We start from the raw sequence: 14,342 nt of genomic DNA, 5'->3' as shown, positions 1-14,342 counted from the left end.
ACGCGCCGGCGGGCGCGGTTCAGTGGAACACCCGGCCCGAATCGATCACCACGGTCTGGCCGGTCATCGTTGTCGTGCGGCACATGGCGACCACCATGTCGGCGCAGTCATCCTTGTCGGCGGCCTTGCCCAGCACAGCACCGGCGGCAGAGCGCGCGACGAGGTCGGCCGGCAGGTTCGCCGTGGCCCGCGTGCCTTCGAGCAGCCCCGGCGCGACGCAGTTGACGAGCACCTTCGGCGCCAGGGCCACGGCCATGCAGCGCGTGAGATGGATCAGCCCCGCCTTCGAGACGGCGTAGGCGACGGAGGAGCCGCTCGGCCCCAGTCCGGCGACGGAGGAGATGTTCACGACGCGCCCCTCGCCATGCACCTTGAGATGCGGCGCGGCTGCCTTGATCAGCCGGAACGGCCCGGTGAGGTTGATCGCCATCATCTTCTCCCACAGCTCGACGGTCAGCGTGTCGAGGTCGGCGAAGGGAATGGCGATGTTGAAGGCAGCGTCGTTGACGAGAATGTCGAGCCGGCCGAACCGCTCGAGAACGGCCGCGACTGCCACCTCGGCGGCCGCGCCGTCCTCGAGGTCGCAGGCGAATGCGGCCGCTTCGATGCCATGCTGCGCGGCAAGCTCCGCCGCCACGCCCTCGGCCTGCTCGCGGCTTCGCGCGTAGACGACCGCCACGTGCACCCCATGGCGCGCGAGGGCATGGCAGATCCTCTGCCCGAGGCCGCCATTGCCGCCCGTGACCAACGCGACCTTGCCCGTCAGATCCATCCGCTCATCCCTCCCTGCGCGCCCTGGCCCCGGGCGCTTGCATTTCCGTGCCGGAGGGCGACTCTCAACGCCAGGATGACAAAGCTCAAGCTCGCCGCGCGCCTTTTCTGCCTTCTCTTCCTCCTGCCGCTCGGCCTCTCCGCGGTGCTGCATGCCGCGACCGCACCGGGGCCTGACTGGCGCCGGGCCGATCGCTCGAGCGCGGGGCTGCTGCGGCCGGCCGCCGAGGCGCGGCAGGCGGTCGTTCGCGTCTTCGCCGCGCCGACGGTGCGGTGGCGCGGCATTTTTGCTGTGCATTCGTGGATCGTGATCAAGCCCGCCGGGGCGGACCGCTACATGCGCTACGACGTCACGGCCTGGGGGCAGCCGCTGCGTGTGAACGGGTTCGAGCCGGACGGCCGCTGGTTCGGTCGCGCGCCCACCGTGGTGTTCGCCGCCGATGGCAAGGCCGCGGAGGCGCTGATCCCACGCATGCAGGCAGCGATCGAGGCCTATGGCTGGCTGCGCAGCGGCGACTACCGCGCCTGGCCTGGGCCGAATTCCAACACCTTCGTCGCCGCGGTGCTCGATGCCGTGCCGGAAGCCGGCGCCTCGCTTCCGCCGACGGCGATCGGACGCGACTATCCCTATGACGGACGCTGGCTTCGCCCCACGGCGAGCGGCACGGGGCTTCGCCTCACCCTCGGCGGCTATGGTGGGCTGGCGGTTGGCGCCGTCGAGGGGGTCGAGCTCAACGTGCTCGGCGCTGTCGCGGGCATCGACGTGCTGCGCCCCGCGGTGGTGTTGCCGGGGCTGGGGCGCCTCGGCGTTTCGGCCTCCGCCTGGGCGAAGTGACCGCAGCGCATCAGGGCATCAGCAGGCCGCCATTCACCTCGATCACCTGGCCGGTGACGTAGCTGCTCATCGCCTCTGAGGCGAGGAACAGGAAGGCACCGACGCATTCCTCGGCGCGCCCGACCCGGCGCATGGGGATCTGCGCGGCGATGGCGGCGAGCATGTCGGGTGGCGTGGTGCGGTGCTGCAAAGGCGTGTCGATCACGCCGGGCGAGACGCAGTTGACGCGGATGCCTTCGGCCGCAAGCTCCTTGGCCATCGTGCGCGTCATCGTGGCGACGAAAGCCTTGGCGCCGGCGTAGAGCGCCGAGCCGCCGCCGCCTCCCGTGCGGGCGGCGATCGAGCTCACATTCACGATCGCGCCGCCGCCTCCCTGCGCCCGGAACTGCGCGATCGCCGCGCGGCAGGCTTCGAGCACCGGCCGGACGTTGACGTCGATCTGCCTCGCCAGCAGCGTGTCGGGCGTGTCGGCGACCGGCCGTCGCTCGACCAGGTCGCCGGCATTGTTGATCAGCACATCGAGCCGCCCGAACCGCGCGACCGTCTCGGCGACGAGACGGGCGGCCGTTCCCGCGGCCGCGATGTCTCCGGACAGCAGCTCCGCCTCGCCGCCCGCGGCCTCGATATCGGCCGCAACGGCCTGTGCTTCCCCCGCGCCGCTCCGGTAGTGCACGGCAACACGTGCACCGCAGGCGCCGAGCCCACGGGCCACCGCCGCGCCGATCCCGCGGCTCGCGCCGGTGACGAGGCAGGCCTTGCCCGCGAGATCCTCGATGCGCATGGGAGCAGTGTAGCGCGCGAGGCAGCGGCGGCTACCAGGCGCAATCGAGAAGCGAGCCGAGCTGGCCGACGCGCCGCTCGATCACCGCGGCACGCTGGCGTACATAGGGCCCTGGCTCGGCGGCGGACCAGGTGAGCGGGCTCGGCAGCACCGCGGCGAGCAGCGCCGCCTCGCGCGGGCTGAGCGCTGCTGCGGGCTTGCCGAAGAAGCGACGCGCCGCAGCCTCGGCACCGTAGATGCCCGGGCCGAACTCGACGATGTTAAGATATACTTCCAGCACGCGCTGCCGTGGCCAGGCGAGCGCGAGCTGCGGCGTGAGCCAGGCCTCGATCGCCTTGCGCAGGGGGTCGCGCCCCGGCCAGAGAAGCAGGTTCTTCGCCGTCTGCATCGTGATGGTGCTGGCGCCGCGAGGCCTGTCTCCGCGCCTCCAGGCCTCGACCTCGCCGCGCAGTGCATCGACATCGAACCCGAAGCTCTGGCGGCAGAAGAGGTTGTCCTCCGCCGCGATCACTGAGGCGGCCAGCGCGGAGGAGATCCGCTCGCGCGGAACCCAGGCCCGTTCCCACCCATGGCCCTGCAGGAGGCGGATCGCCATCAGCGGGGTGGCCTGGGGCGGTACGAACCGGAACAGCAGGATGGCGGCGAGTGGCAGCAGGATCACCGCGGCAAGCACGGAGATGATGAGCCGCCGCAGGCGCCTCGGCCATGGTGATCTGGTCGCGTTCCTGTCAGGCATTCCCGGGCGGCGGAGCAGGAGGGTTGCTCGCCCTTCACACCACAAGCCGTGCGCCGGCGCCACCCACCGCAGGCGCGCAGGCGAGGTGACCAGCGAAGCTGTGACCGTCAGGCGGCCTCGTCGGTCCGTGTCGCGCCGATGGCGGGCTCGGGCGTCCTGTCGGTGGACTCGAGCTGACGGAACGGCCCGCGCGGCCCTTCCGCGGCCATCAGCACGCCCCAGGTGAAGTCGAAATACCAGCCGTGCAGGGCGAGCGTGCCGTCGCGCACGCGGTCCGCGACCCAGGGGTAGGTCATCAGGTTGCGCAGCGACACGAGCACCGAGGCGCGCTCCGCATAACGGGCGAGCAGAGCCGGTTCGGCCTCCGTGACCAGCATCCTCACCTCCTCGCGCGCCTCCGCCAGCAGCCCGACCCATCGGCCCATGAACTCGAAGCGCGGGTCGGCATCGCCGTACTCCATCAGGCTGCGCACGCCGCCGCACATGGCGTGGCCGAGCACGACGATATGGGAGACGGCAAGCCCCTTCACCCCGAACTCGAGCGCGGAGGAGACGCCGGCGAGACGCCCGTCGGGCATGTAGGGCGGAACGAGGGCGGCGACGTTGCGGATCACGAACACATCGCCCGGTCCGGCATCGGTGATCATGGTCGGGTCGGCGCGGCTGTCGGAACAGCCGACGACCATGATCTGCGGCTTCTGCCCCTCCCACACCAGCTGGTCGAAGAGCGTGTGGTCGGTCTCGAAATAGGCCGCACGGAACCTGTCGAAGCCTTCGACGAGCCGCGCGAGCGCGGCGCCGGGCGTCGTCACTGGACGAGTGGAGTGGCGGCCGCGCCGTCGAGCTCGACACCCTCGATGCGCGCGCGCCCGGCAAGCAGCGCGATGAACTGGTGCACCGCGCGACGCCAGGACGTCTCTCGCAGGAAGCGCGCGACATCCTCGCGCACCGCCTCGAAGGGAAGCTGCCGCGGCTCGGCGCGCTCATGCAGCCAGAGCACATGCATGCCGTAGCGGCTCTTCACCACGGTCGGGCAGATCTGCCCGGATTCGAGCGCGGAGAGGAACGTCTCGACCTCGGGAACCAGGCTTCCGCGCGTGACCTGGCCGAGCCGCCCGCCCTGCTTGCCCGAGGGGCAGGCGGAATGCGCCTCGGCAAGCGCGCTGAATACAGAACGGTCTGCCAGCACCCGGTCGAGCAGGTCGCGGGCCCGGGCCTCCGCGGTTCGGCGCTCGGTCTCGTCGGCAGGGTCGGCGGCGATGAGGATGTGGCTCGCGTCCCAGAGCTCCTTGCTGCGGAACCGGGCGCGGTTGGCATCGTACCAGCGACGCAGCGACTCCTCGTCCGCCTCCGGCACGCTCACCACGTCGTCGAGCAGGGCCTCGATCATCGCCTCCTCGGCGACGAGCGTGCCGTCCTCGGGCGGGGCGATGCCGCGTTCCGCTGCCGCGTCGAGAAGCAGGCGGCGCACGACGAGAGCGCGCGCCGCCTCCTGCCAGGCGAGGTCCCGCGTCGGCGCGGGATGGTGCTGCATCTCCGCGGCGATCTCCCGCTCGGGGATGACCGTATCGTTCACGCGTACCGGCATTGCGCTCACTCCGCCGCTGTCGGCCGCGGCGGCAGAACGGGGCCGGGCCGCCGTGTGGCGCCGCCGCGCCGGCGCACGATCTGCCAGGTGCGGAACAGGTACCAGATCGGGACGGAGAAGATGTGCACGAGCCGGGAGAACGGCGTCAGCAGGAACAGCGTCATTCCGAGCACGAGATGCGCGAGATAGGGGAAGGGCAGGCCGATCACGAGCTCCGAGGCCCGCGCCTGGAAGGTGAGGATGGCCTGGCTCCACGACGCGAGCGCGAGCATCACCGACCCGTCGCTGTGCGACATCGAGAAGGGCAGGGTGATGAGGCCGAGTGAAAGCTGCACCCACAACAGCACGAGGATCGCGAGATCGGCGAAGGTGCTGGTGCGGCGGATGCGCGGGTCGACCAGGCGGCGGTGCATCAGGATGCTGAGGCCGATGAAGCAGACGACCCCCGCCGCCCCGCCGCTGTAGATCGCGAGCGCCTGCTTGGTCGCCGGGCTGATCGCCCACTCATAGCCCCAATGCGGCGTCAGCAGGCCGAAGAGGTGGCCGAAGAACAGGAAGAAGATGCTGTAGTGGAACAGGTTCGAGCCGAGGCGGAGCTGGCCCGTGCGGAGCATCTGCGAGGAACCCGAACGCCACGTGTACTGGTCGCGGTCGAAGCGGATGAGGCTGCCGATCACGAACACGCCCATGCAGATGTAAGGGTAGATGCCGAACAGGAAGCCCTGAAGATAGGTGGTGAAGCTTTGATAGAGCTCGACCATGTCGCGGTTCCTTCAGCGGGTGGGCTGGCTGGCGCGAAGCGTGCGCAGCCGCTTGATCATGGCGGCGACCTTGCTTCGCGCGCCTTCCTTGTCCGGGTCGTTCTCCGGGCCGAACGTGACGGGCGCGTCCTCCCACGCGCGGTCGATCGCCTCGGGGTCGTCCTCCTCGGCCGGCGCGGGCGGGGCTTCCGGGGCCCGGCCTGCCTCGGCGAGCATTGCGGCGATGACGCCCGCGTAGGCGCGCGCATCGGCCGTGCCGCGTCCGGCGAGCCGGGCATGCAGCTGGTCGAGGATCGGCGCGGCCTGGGTGAGGAGATCGCGGGTCAGCGGCTCCGGGGCGACGGCGAGGAACTCGAGGAACAGGGGCAGGTAGTCGGGCAGCTCGTTTGCCGGCGCCGCCCAGCCCGCCGCGTGGTAGGCCTCGACAAGCGCCACCATGGCAGGGCCGCGGTTGCGCGTGTCGCCATGCACATGCTCGAAGAGGTTGAGCGAGCACGAGCGGCCGCGGTCGAACAGCGTGCTGTAGGCCTCCTGCCTGTCGAGCAGCTCGCCCGCGGCGAGCCGGCGGCACAGCCGCGCGAGCGCGCGAGCATGCCGATCGCCGAAGCCGGACGTCGCGATGGCCTCGGTGATCTCGGGAAGGGCTGCGCGCAGCGCTTCGTCGGGGTAGTGCAGCAGGGCGGAGAGGATTCGGAAGCGCCGGTTCATCGCGCGTCCTCCTTCCGCTCGGCAGGTTCGTCGACGCGCGGCGGCGCCATGCGACCGGCAGAGGGACCGAGCGCCGAGAACAGGTTTCCCACCGTACGGCCGTCGTAGCAGCCCTGCCCGAAGCTGAAGCCGCAGGAGGATTTCAGGTCGAAGGCATTCTCGGCGTATTCGCGATGCGTCGAGGGAATGACGTAGCGGTCCTCGTAGTTCGCGATCGCGAGCGTCCGATACATGTCGTCGATCTGCGCGCGCGTCAGCCCGACAGCGTCGAGCATCGAGGTATCGTTGCGGCCCTCGACGGTGCGGGCGCGCATGTGCATCCGCATCGCGAACATCCGCTTCAGCGCGAGCACCACCGGCGCCTCGGCCCCCGCCGTCAGCAGGTTGGCGAGGTAGCGCACGGGGATGCGCAGGCTGTCGATGTCAGGAAGGCCCTCCTTCCAGCCGACATGCCCCGCCTCGACGGCGGACTGCACGGGCGAGAGAGGCGGCACGTACCAGACCATCGGAAGCGTGCGGTACTCGGGGTGGAGCGGGAAGGCGATCTGCCATTCGACGCACATCTTGTAGGCGGGGCTGCGCCGTGCCGCGTCGAGCCAGGCATCGGGCACGCCATCGGCACGCGCCTGGGCGATCACCGCGGGGTCATGCGGGTCGAGGAAGATGTCGAGCTGGCTGCGGTAGAGGTGCTGGTCGTTCTCGACCGAGGCCGCCTCCTCGATGCGGTCGGCGTCGTAGAGCAGGACGCCGAGATAGCGGATGCGGCCGACGCAGGTCTCCGAGCACACGGTCGGCTCGCCTGCCTCGATGCGCGGGTAGCAGAAGATGCACTTCTCTGCCTTACCGCTCTGCCAGTTGTAGTAGATCTTCTTGTAGGGGCAGCCGGAGACGCACATCCGCCAGCCGCGGCACTTCTCCTGGTCGATCAGGACGATGCCGTCCTCCTCGCGCTTGTAGATCGAGCCCGAGGGGCAGGAGGCGACGCAGGCCGGGTTCAGGCAGTGCTCGCAGAGGCGCGGCAGGTAGAACATGAAGGTGTTCTCGAACTGCCCGTAGATCTCCTTCTGGATGCCCTCGAAGTTCGCGTCCTTGGAGCGCTTGCGGAACTCGGTGCCGAGGATCTCCTCCCAGTTCGGCCCCCACTTGATCTCCATCCGCTCGCCAGTGATGAGCGAGACGGGCCGTGCCACCGGCATCGTCTCGCTTTCCGGCGCCGTCTGCAGGTGGGTGTAGTCGAAGGTAAAGGGCTCGTAGTAGTCGTCGATCTCGGGCAGGTCGGGGTTGGCGAAGATGTTGGCGAGGATGCGCCACTTGCCGCCCTGGCGAGGAATGATCTTTCCGTTCGCCTTGCGCTTCCAGCCGCCCCGCCACCGCTCCTGGTTCTCCCAGTCCTTCGGGTAGCCGATGCCAGGCTTGGTCTCGACGTTGTTGAACCACGCGTACTCGACGCCTTCGCGGCTCGTCCACACCTGCTTGCAGGTGACGGAGCAGGTATGGCAGCCGATGCACTTGTCGAGGTTCAGCACCATAGCGATCTGGGCACGGACCTTCATGATCTGATCTCCCTTGCTCGCGCCGCGCTCACTCGGCCGCCTTGAGGTCTGCCGCCTGGTGCGTCAGGCGCGGACCATCGAGCCATGCGACATTCGCCATCTTGCGGACGACGACGAACTCGTCACGGTTCGTGCCGATCGTTCCGTAGTAGTTGAAGCCATAGGCCTGCTGCGCATAGCCGCCGATCATGTGCGTCGGCTTGATGACGGCACGGGTGACGCTGTTGTGGATGCCGCCGCGGGCGTGGGTGATCTCGCTTCCCGGCACGTTCACGATCTTCTCCTGTGCGTGGTACATCATGATCATGCCCTTCGGCACGCGCTGGGAGACGACGGCGCGGGCACAGAGCGCGCCGTTGAGGTTGAACGCCTCCACCCAGTCATTGTCCTCGATGCCGGCCTCCGCGGCGTCGACCTCCGAGATCCAGACGATCGGGCCGCCGCGCGAGAGCGTCAGCATGATCAGGTTGTCGGTGTAGACCGAGTGGATGCCCCATTTCTGGTGCGGCGTGATGAAGTTGAGCGCGATCTCCTTGTTGCCGTTCGGCGCGCGGCCCGTCATCGCCTGGTGGGCCTTGAGGTCGATCGGCGGACGATAGACGCAGAGCGCCTCGCCGAAGGCGAGCATCCAGGGATGGTCCTGGTAGAGCTGCTGCCGCCCCGACAGGGTGCGGAACGGTATGAGCTCGTGGATGTTCGTGTAGCCGGCGTTGTAGCAGACCTCCTCGCTCTCGAGCCCCGACCAGACAGGCGAGGAGATGATCTTGCGCGGCTGGGCGACGATGTCGCGGAAGCGGATCGCCTCGTGCTCCTTGGGCTTGGCGAGGCCCGTGTGGTCGATCCCCGTGGCCTTGCCGAGGGCCTCCCACGCCTTCACCGCGACATGCCCGTTGGTTTCGGGGGCGAGATGCATGATCACCTCGCAGGCATCGATGTCGCTGTCGATGCGCGCGAGCGGCGTCTCGACGCCAGGCACCTCGACGGTGCCGTTGAGCTGGCGGAGGAACTCAACCTCGTCGCCGGTCTTCCACGTCATGCCCTTGCCGTTGTTGCCGAGCTTCTCGAGAAGCGGGCCGAGCGACGTGTAGCGGGCATAGGTGTTCGGATAGTCGCGCTCGACCACCGTCACGCCAGGCATCGTCTTGCCCGGGATCGGCGCGACCTCGCCCTTGCGCCACTCCTTCACGACATGCGTCTGGCCGAGCTCGGCAGGGCTGTCGTGCATCAGCGGGGTGAGCACCACGTCCTTCTCGACGGCGAGATGACCTCTCGAAAGCTCGCTGAACCGCTTGCAGATGCCCTTGAAGATCGCCCAGTCGCTCCGGCTTTCCCAGGCGGGGTCCACCGCCGTGGTCAGCGGGTGGATGAACGGGTGCATGTCTGAGGTGTTGAGGTCGTTCTTCTCGTACCACGTGGCGGTGGGCAGGACGATGTCGGAGTACATGCAGGTGGTGCTCATGCGGAAGTCGAGCGTCACCAGGAGGTCGAGCTTGCCCTTCGGCGCCTCGCCGTGCCAGGCGACCTCCTCCGGCTTCGCCCGCCCCTCCTCGCCGAGGTCCTTGCCCTGCACGCCGTTCTGCGTGCCGAGCAGGTGCTTGAGGAAGTACTCGTGACCCTTGCCCGAGGAGCCGAGCAGGTTCGACCGCCAGACGAACAGGTTGCGTGGCCAGTTCACCGGATGGTCGGGATCCTCGCAGGACATCGTGATGCGCCCGGCGGAGAGCTCGCCCGCGAGCCAGGCCGGAACCTCCTGCCCGGCCTTGGCCGCGTCGGCCGCGACCGTAAGCGGGTTGAGCGCGAGCTGCGGCGCCGAGGGAAGCCAGCCCATGCGCTCGGCGCGCACGTTGAAGTCGATCAGCGCGCCGGAGAGCTTGCGCGGCGCGGTGGGCGAGAGGATCTCGCCGACCGACACCGTCTCGTAGCGCCACTGGTCGGTGTGCGCGTACCAGAACGAGGTGGAGTTCTGCTGCCGCGGCGGGCGGTGCCAGTCAGTCGCGAAGGCAAGCGGGATCCAGCCCGATTGCGGCCTCAGCTTCTCCTGCCCGACATAGTGTGCCCAGCCGCCGCCGGACTGGCCGATGCAGCCGCACATCACCAGCAGGTTGATGATGCCGCGGTAGTTCATGTCGGAGTGGTACCAGTGGTTCAGCGCGGCACCGAGGATCACCATCGACTTGCCGCGCGTCTTCTCGGCATTGTCGGCGAACTCGCGCGCGACCGTGACGATCTGCTTCGCGGGGATGCCACACACCATGCCTGCCCAGGCCGGCGTATATGGGGCCATGGCTTCGTAGCTCGCCGCGCCGTCGCCGAAGCCACGCTCGACGCCGTAGTTGGCGAGCATGAGGTCATAGACCGTCGCGACCTTCGCCTCCCTCCCGTCGGCGAGCGTGATGCTGCGCACGGGCACCGTCCTCGTCATCGTCTGGCCGAGCGCGGTCGGATTGAAGAAGGGCTGCGCGAGATCGCCGAAATAGGGGAACGTCACCTGCGCGGTGGCGCCGTCTCCGACCAGCGAGAGCCGCGGCGTCACCGACTCGAGCGTGCGGGCATCGCGCCCCTCGAGGTTCCACTTGCCCTGCTCGCCCCAGCGGAAGCCGATCGAACCGGTCGGCACGTAGGGCTCGCCCGATGCATCGTCGATTGCGACCGTCTTCCAGTCCGGGTTGTTGGTCTGGCCCGCATTGTCGGCGAGGTCCGAGGCGCGGAGCTGGCGATCGGCAACGAGGCGCCCGTCCTGCTCCGCGAGCAGCACGAGCATCGGCATGTCGGTGTAGCGGCGGCAGTAGTCGACGAAGTACTCGCCCCTGTCCTTGGCATGCCACTCGCTGAGGATGACATGGCCCATCGCCAGCGCGAGCGCGGCATCGGTGCCCTGCTTCGGATGCAGCCAGAGATCGGCGAACTTCGAGGCTTCCGAATAGTCCGGCGTGACCGTCACCACCTTCGTGCCGCGGTAGCGCGCCTCGGCCATGAAGTGGGCATCGGGCGTGCGCGTCTGCGGCACGTTCGAGCCCCACATTATGATGAAGCCCGCATTGAACCAGTCCGCGCTCTCGGGAACGTCGGTCTGCTCGCCCCAGGTCTGCGGCGAGGAGGGCGGCAGGTCGCAGTACCAGTCGTAGAAGCTCATGCAGACGCCGCCGATCAGGGAGAGATACCGGCTGCCTGCGGCGTAGCTGACCATGCTCATCGCCGGGATCGGCGAGAAGCCGATGACGCGGTCGGGCCCCCAGGTTTTCACCGTGTGGACGTTCGCGGCGGCGACGATCTCCTCGGCCTCCTCCCAGGAGATGCGCACGAACCCGCCCATGCCGCGGACGGCCTGGTACTCGCGCCGCTGCGCGGGATCGTCCTGGATCGACTTCCAGGCGAGGACGGGGTCGCCATGCTTCGCCTTCGCGGTGCGCCACAGCTTGATGAGCCGCTTGCGCGCCATCGGGTATTTCAGGCGGTTGGCGCTGTAGAGGTACCAGGAGTAGGAGGCGCCCCGCGAGCAGCCGCGCGGCTCGTGGTTCGGCAGGTCGGGCCGCGTGCGCGGATAGTCCGTCTGCTGCGTCTCCCAGGTGACGATGCCGCCCTTGACGTAGATCTTCCACGAGCATGAGCCGGTGCAGTTCGCCCCGTGCGTCGAGCGCACCACCTTCTCCGTTGCCCAGCGGGAACGATAGGCATCCTCCCAGGCGCGGCTCTCGGTGGTCACCTCGCCATGGCCGTTGGAGAAGGTGCCGGCGTATTTCTGGAGGAAGGTCAGGCGGTCGAGGAAGTGGCTCATCTCGGATTGTCCTCCTGTCTCAGGCCGCGGCGGGGGCAGCGGGGCGCTGCCGATGCTCGATGTCGTAGAGAAGGCCACCTCTGCGCGTGTAGACCGCCCAGGTGATCGCGATGCAGCTCAGGTAGAAGGCGAAGAAGGCCCAGAGCGCCGCCTGCGGCCCGCCGGTCATCGCGATGGCGGTGCCGTAGCTCTTCGGGATGAAGAAGGCGCCGTAGGCGGCGATGGCGGAGGTGAAGCCGATGATCGCGGCACTCTCCTTGTCGGCCTGCACGCGCCGCTCGGTGGCGTTCGCGCCGGGCATCAGCCGCGTCATGTCCTTGCCCATGATCGCGGGGATCATCTGGAAGGTGGACGCGTTGCCCACGCCGCTTGCGAAGAACAGGAAGAGGAAGCTTGCGAAGAAGCCCCAGAACGCGCCCGGCTGGTCCTTGATGCCGATGAAGTGGATCACCCCGTAGACGCCGAGCGCCATGGCGACGAACACCCAGAAGGTGACGCGGCCGCCGCCCCATCGGTCCGACACCCAGCCCGTCACGGAGCGGGAGACGGCGCCGACGAGGGGGCCGAGGAACGCAAACTGGAGCGCGTCCACCTCAGGGAACTGGGTGCGTGCGAGCAGCGGGAAGCCGGCGGAGTAGCCGATGAAGGAGCCGAACGTTCCGGTGTAGAGCCAGCACATGATCCAGTTGTGCTTGCGCTGGAAGATGACGGCCTGGTCTGTGAAGGAGGCCTTCATGCTGGCGATGTCGTCCATCTTGAACCAGGCGGCGAAGGCCGCTGCGGCGATGAACGGCACCCAGATGAAACCGGCGTTCTGCAGCCAGAGCCTTGTCTGCGCTCCCGCCTGCGTCACCGTGGCCGGATCGCCGCCCAGCGCGCCGAACACGCCCGCTGTGATCACGAGCGGCACCACGAACTGCACCGCGCTGACGCCGAGATTGCCGAGCCCGGCGTTGAGCGCGAGCGCGTTGCCCTTCTCGCGCTTGGGGAAGAAGAACGAGATGTTCGCCATCGAAGAGGCGAAGTTGCCGCCACCGAAGCCGCAGGCGAGCGCGAGAAGCAGGAACACCCAGTAGGGCGTGGCGGTATTCTGCACCGCAAGGCCGATGCCCACCGCGGGGATCAGCAGCGACCAGGTGGACACGGTCGTCCAGAGCCGCCCGCCGAAGATCGGCGGCATGAAGGAGTAGAACACCCGGAGCGTCGCGCCGGAGAGGCCGGGCAGGGCGGCGAGCCAGAAGAGCTGGCCCGTGTCGAACCGGAAGCCGACGGCGGGAAGCTTCGCCACGACGACCGACCACACCATCCACACCGCGAAGGCGAGGAAAAGGCACGGGATGGAGACCCAGAGATTGCGCCGCGCGATTGCCCGGCCCCTGTCGGCCCAGAACTGCTCTTCCTCGGGCCGCCAGTCCTCGATCGCGTGGCCACGCAGGGCGCCTGCCTGCGCGGGTCCGTGGATGGGCTGCATCTCGGGAAGCTCGGGCAGCCCGGCGAGCGCCGGCCCTGCCGCCTCGCGCTCCATCCTGAGGATCGCGACATGCATCCACACCAGCGCCACGGTGCTGATCGCGAACAGAAGCATGAAGCAGGACTGCCGGATGCCCGTGAGGTCGTTCATCAGGCCGAACACGATCGGCAGGATGAAGCCGCCGAGGCCGCCGATCAGCCCCACGATGCCGCCCACCGCGCCGACATGGTTCGGGTAGTAGACCGGGATGTGCTTGTAGACGGCCGCCTTGCCGAGGCTCATGAAGAAGCCGAGCACGAAGACGAGAACGATGAAGGGGATGACCCCGGTGGCGAGCCGGAAGGTGATCGGCCCCTGGATTCCGTCCACCACGTAGGTCGTTGGCGGATAGGACAGGATGAAGCTCACGATGACGGAGACGCCGAGCGTCCAGTACATCACCCTCCTGGCGCCGTACCTGTCCGACAGGACGCCGCCATAGGCGCGGAAGATCGAGGCCGGAACGGAATAGGCGGCGCCGATCATGCCGGCGGCGGCGATGCCGAACCCATAGGTGTCGATGATGTACCGCGGCAGCCACAGCGCCAGCGCGACGAAGGCGCCGAACACGAAGAAGTAGTAGAGGCTGAAGCGCCAGACCTGGATGTTCTTGAGCGGCACGAGCATCGCGGAGAGGGGCTCCGGCTTCACGCCCGCGGCCCGCCTCGCCTCCAGCTGCGGGTCGTCCTTCGTCGTGAACCAGAACACCGCCGCCATCACCAGAAGCCCGAGCGCCCAGAGCTGCGCGACCGCGGTCCAGCCGAACGCCACCATCACGAGCGGAGCGAAGAACTTGGTGACCGCAGCGCCGACATTGCCCGCGCCGAACACGCCGAGCGCGGTGCCCTGCTTATCCTTCGGGAACCATTTCGAGACATAGGCGATGCCGACGGCGAAGGAGCCGCCCGAGATGCCGACGCCAAGGGCCGCGATGAGGAAGGTGGGGTAGTCGTACGCGAAGGTCAGGAGGAAGGTCGCGATCGCGGCCGAGACCATCACGCCCGTGAACACGATCCGGCCGCCATACTGGTCGGTCCAGATGCCGAGGAGCAGGCGGATCAGGCTTCCCGTCAGGATCGGCGTGCCCACGAGCAGGCCGAATTGCGTGTCGTTCAGGCCAAGATCTCTTTTGATCTGAACGCCGATGATCGAGAAGATCGTCCACACCGCGAAACACACGGTGAAGGCGACCGTGCTCATCCACATCGCCTGCCGCGCGCCAGGTGGGACCGCGTCGGGGAGAGGCTGACCCATCGTTCTATGCTCCGTCCTCACCCGGAAGTCGGGTGCTGAAGGAAGCCTCATCGTGGCAGCACCAGCGGTT

Annotated in this window: 11 protein-coding genes; 1 reads left to right on the top strand and 10 read right to left on the bottom strand. The window is 68.5% G+C overall.

The annotated features are described in order from the left end of the window. Positions 1–19: 19 nt before the first annotated feature. Positions 20–772: an SDR family NAD(P)-dependent oxidoreductase gene (locus FIF60_RS02845; RefSeq protein ID WP_158639035.1), complete on the bottom strand. Its 753-nt coding sequence runs from the start codon at positions 770–772 to the stop codon at positions 20–22. Between the two features lie 75 nt (positions 773–847). On the opposite strand from FIF60_RS02845, the gene FIF60_RS02840 reads away from it, so the two are divergent. Beyond that, a complete protein-coding gene (locus tag FIF60_RS02840; RefSeq protein ID WP_144183614.1) occupies positions 848–1,606 on the top strand; it encodes a DUF3750 domain-containing protein in 759 nt (252 codons plus the stop codon). 10 nt (positions 1,607–1,616) lie between these two features. Here FIF60_RS02840 and FIF60_RS02835 read toward each other — a convergent pair whose 3' ends face one another. The 9 genes from FIF60_RS02835 to FIF60_RS02795 form a co-directional block, all read right to left on the bottom strand. Next, positions 1,617–2,387 (bottom strand): SDR family NAD(P)-dependent oxidoreductase, encoded by a 771-nt coding sequence (locus tag FIF60_RS02835; RefSeq protein WP_204251079.1) that lies wholly within the window; start codon positions 2,385–2,387, stop codon positions 1,617–1,619. Between the two features lie 31 nt (positions 2,388–2,418). Beyond that, complete coding sequence (gene mtgA, locus FIF60_RS02830) at positions 2,419–3,123, bottom strand: monofunctional biosynthetic peptidoglycan transglycosylase (RefSeq protein WP_144183612.1); 705 nt, start codon at positions 3,121–3,123, stop codon at positions 2,419–2,421. Between the two features lie 107 nt (positions 3,124–3,230). Further along, positions 3,231–3,935 carry a carbonic anhydrase gene (locus FIF60_RS02825; RefSeq protein ID WP_144183611.1) on the bottom strand — a complete coding sequence of 235 codons (705 nt, stop codon included), beginning with the start codon at positions 3,933–3,935 and terminating at the stop codon, positions 3,231–3,233. Next, positions 3,932–4,711: a peptidylprolyl isomerase gene (locus FIF60_RS02820; protein WP_144183610.1), complete on the bottom strand. Its 780-nt coding sequence runs from the start codon at positions 4,709–4,711 to the stop codon at positions 3,932–3,934. Before FIF60_RS02820 ends, FIF60_RS02825 begins: the two co-directional genes overlap by 4 nt. Positions 4,712–4,716: 5 nt before the next feature. Next, positions 4,717–5,472, bottom strand: coding sequence for a respiratory nitrate reductase subunit gamma (gene narI / locus FIF60_RS02815; protein ID WP_144183609.1), 756 nt, complete (start codon positions 5,470–5,472; stop codon positions 4,717–4,719). A 12-nt stretch (positions 5,473–5,484) separates the two neighbouring features. Further along, complete coding sequence (gene narJ / locus FIF60_RS02810) at positions 5,485–6,180, bottom strand: nitrate reductase molybdenum cofactor assembly chaperone (protein ID WP_144183608.1); 696 nt, start codon at positions 6,178–6,180, stop codon at positions 5,485–5,487. Next, positions 6,177–7,733 (bottom strand): nitrate reductase subunit beta, encoded by a 1,557-nt coding sequence (gene narH / locus FIF60_RS02805; protein WP_144183607.1) that lies wholly within the window; start codon positions 7,731–7,733, stop codon positions 6,177–6,179. The genes narJ and narH overlap by 4 nt, the downstream gene beginning before the upstream one ends. A 28-nt stretch (positions 7,734–7,761) precedes the next feature. Beyond that, entirely contained in the window at positions 7,762–11,508 is a 3,747-nt protein-coding gene (locus FIF60_RS02800; RefSeq protein ID WP_144183606.1) for a nitrate reductase subunit alpha, read from the bottom strand. A 19-nt stretch (positions 11,509–11,527) separates the two neighbouring features. Further along, the gene (locus tag FIF60_RS02795; RefSeq protein ID WP_144183605.1) at positions 11,528–14,272 is read right to left on the bottom strand and encodes a nitrate/nitrite transporter; all 2,745 of its coding nucleotides are present in this window, start codon (positions 14,270–14,272) and stop codon (positions 11,528–11,530) included. Between the last annotated feature and the right edge of the window lie 70 nt (positions 14,273–14,342).

This window comes from Elioraea rosea (assembly GCF_007644105.1).
In the GTDB taxonomy this organism is placed as follows: Bacteria; Pseudomonadota; Alphaproteobacteria; order Acetobacterales; family Acetobacteraceae; genus Elioraea_A; species Elioraea_A rosea.
This window is presented reverse-complemented; position numbering and strand designations above follow the sequence as displayed.

What these genes read in the sequence shown, in the direction of transcription:
- FIF60_RS02835 (WP_204251079.1), bottom strand. Translation starts at nt 2,387, where the DNA reads ATGCGCATCGAGGATCTCGCGGGCAAGGCCTGCCTCGTCACCGGCGCG.
- FIF60_RS02800 (WP_144183606.1), bottom strand. Translation starts at nt 11,508, where the DNA reads ATGAGCCACTTCCTCGACCGCCTGACCTTCCTCCAGAAATACGCCGGC.
- mtgA (WP_144183612.1), bottom strand. Translation starts at nt 3,123, where the DNA reads ATGCCTGACAGGAACGCGACCAGATCACCATGGCCGAGGCGCCTGCGG.
- FIF60_RS02795 (WP_144183605.1), bottom strand. Translation starts at nt 14,272, where the DNA reads ATGGGTCAGCCTCTCCCCGACGCGGTCCCACCTGGCGCGCGGCAGGCG.
- FIF60_RS02820 (WP_144183610.1), bottom strand. Translation starts at nt 4,711, where the DNA reads ATGCCGGTACGCGTGAACGATACGGTCATCCCCGAGCGGGAGATCGCC.
- narJ (WP_144183608.1), bottom strand. Translation starts at nt 6,180, where the DNA reads ATGAACCGGCGCTTCCGAATCCTCTCCGCCCTGCTGCACTACCCCGAC.
- FIF60_RS02840 (WP_144183614.1), top strand. Translation starts at nt 848, where the DNA reads ATGACAAAGCTCAAGCTCGCCGCGCGCCTTTTCTGCCTTCTCTTCCTC.
- FIF60_RS02845 (WP_158639035.1), bottom strand. Translation starts at nt 772, where the DNA reads ATGGATCTGACGGGCAAGGTCGCGTTGGTCACGGGCGGCAATGGCGGC.
- narI (WP_144183609.1), bottom strand. Translation starts at nt 5,472, where the DNA reads ATGGTCGAGCTCTATCAAAGCTTCACCACCTATCTTCAGGGCTTCCTG.
- narH (WP_144183607.1), bottom strand. Translation starts at nt 7,733, where the DNA reads ATGAAGGTCCGTGCCCAGATCGCTATGGTGCTGAACCTCGACAAGTGC.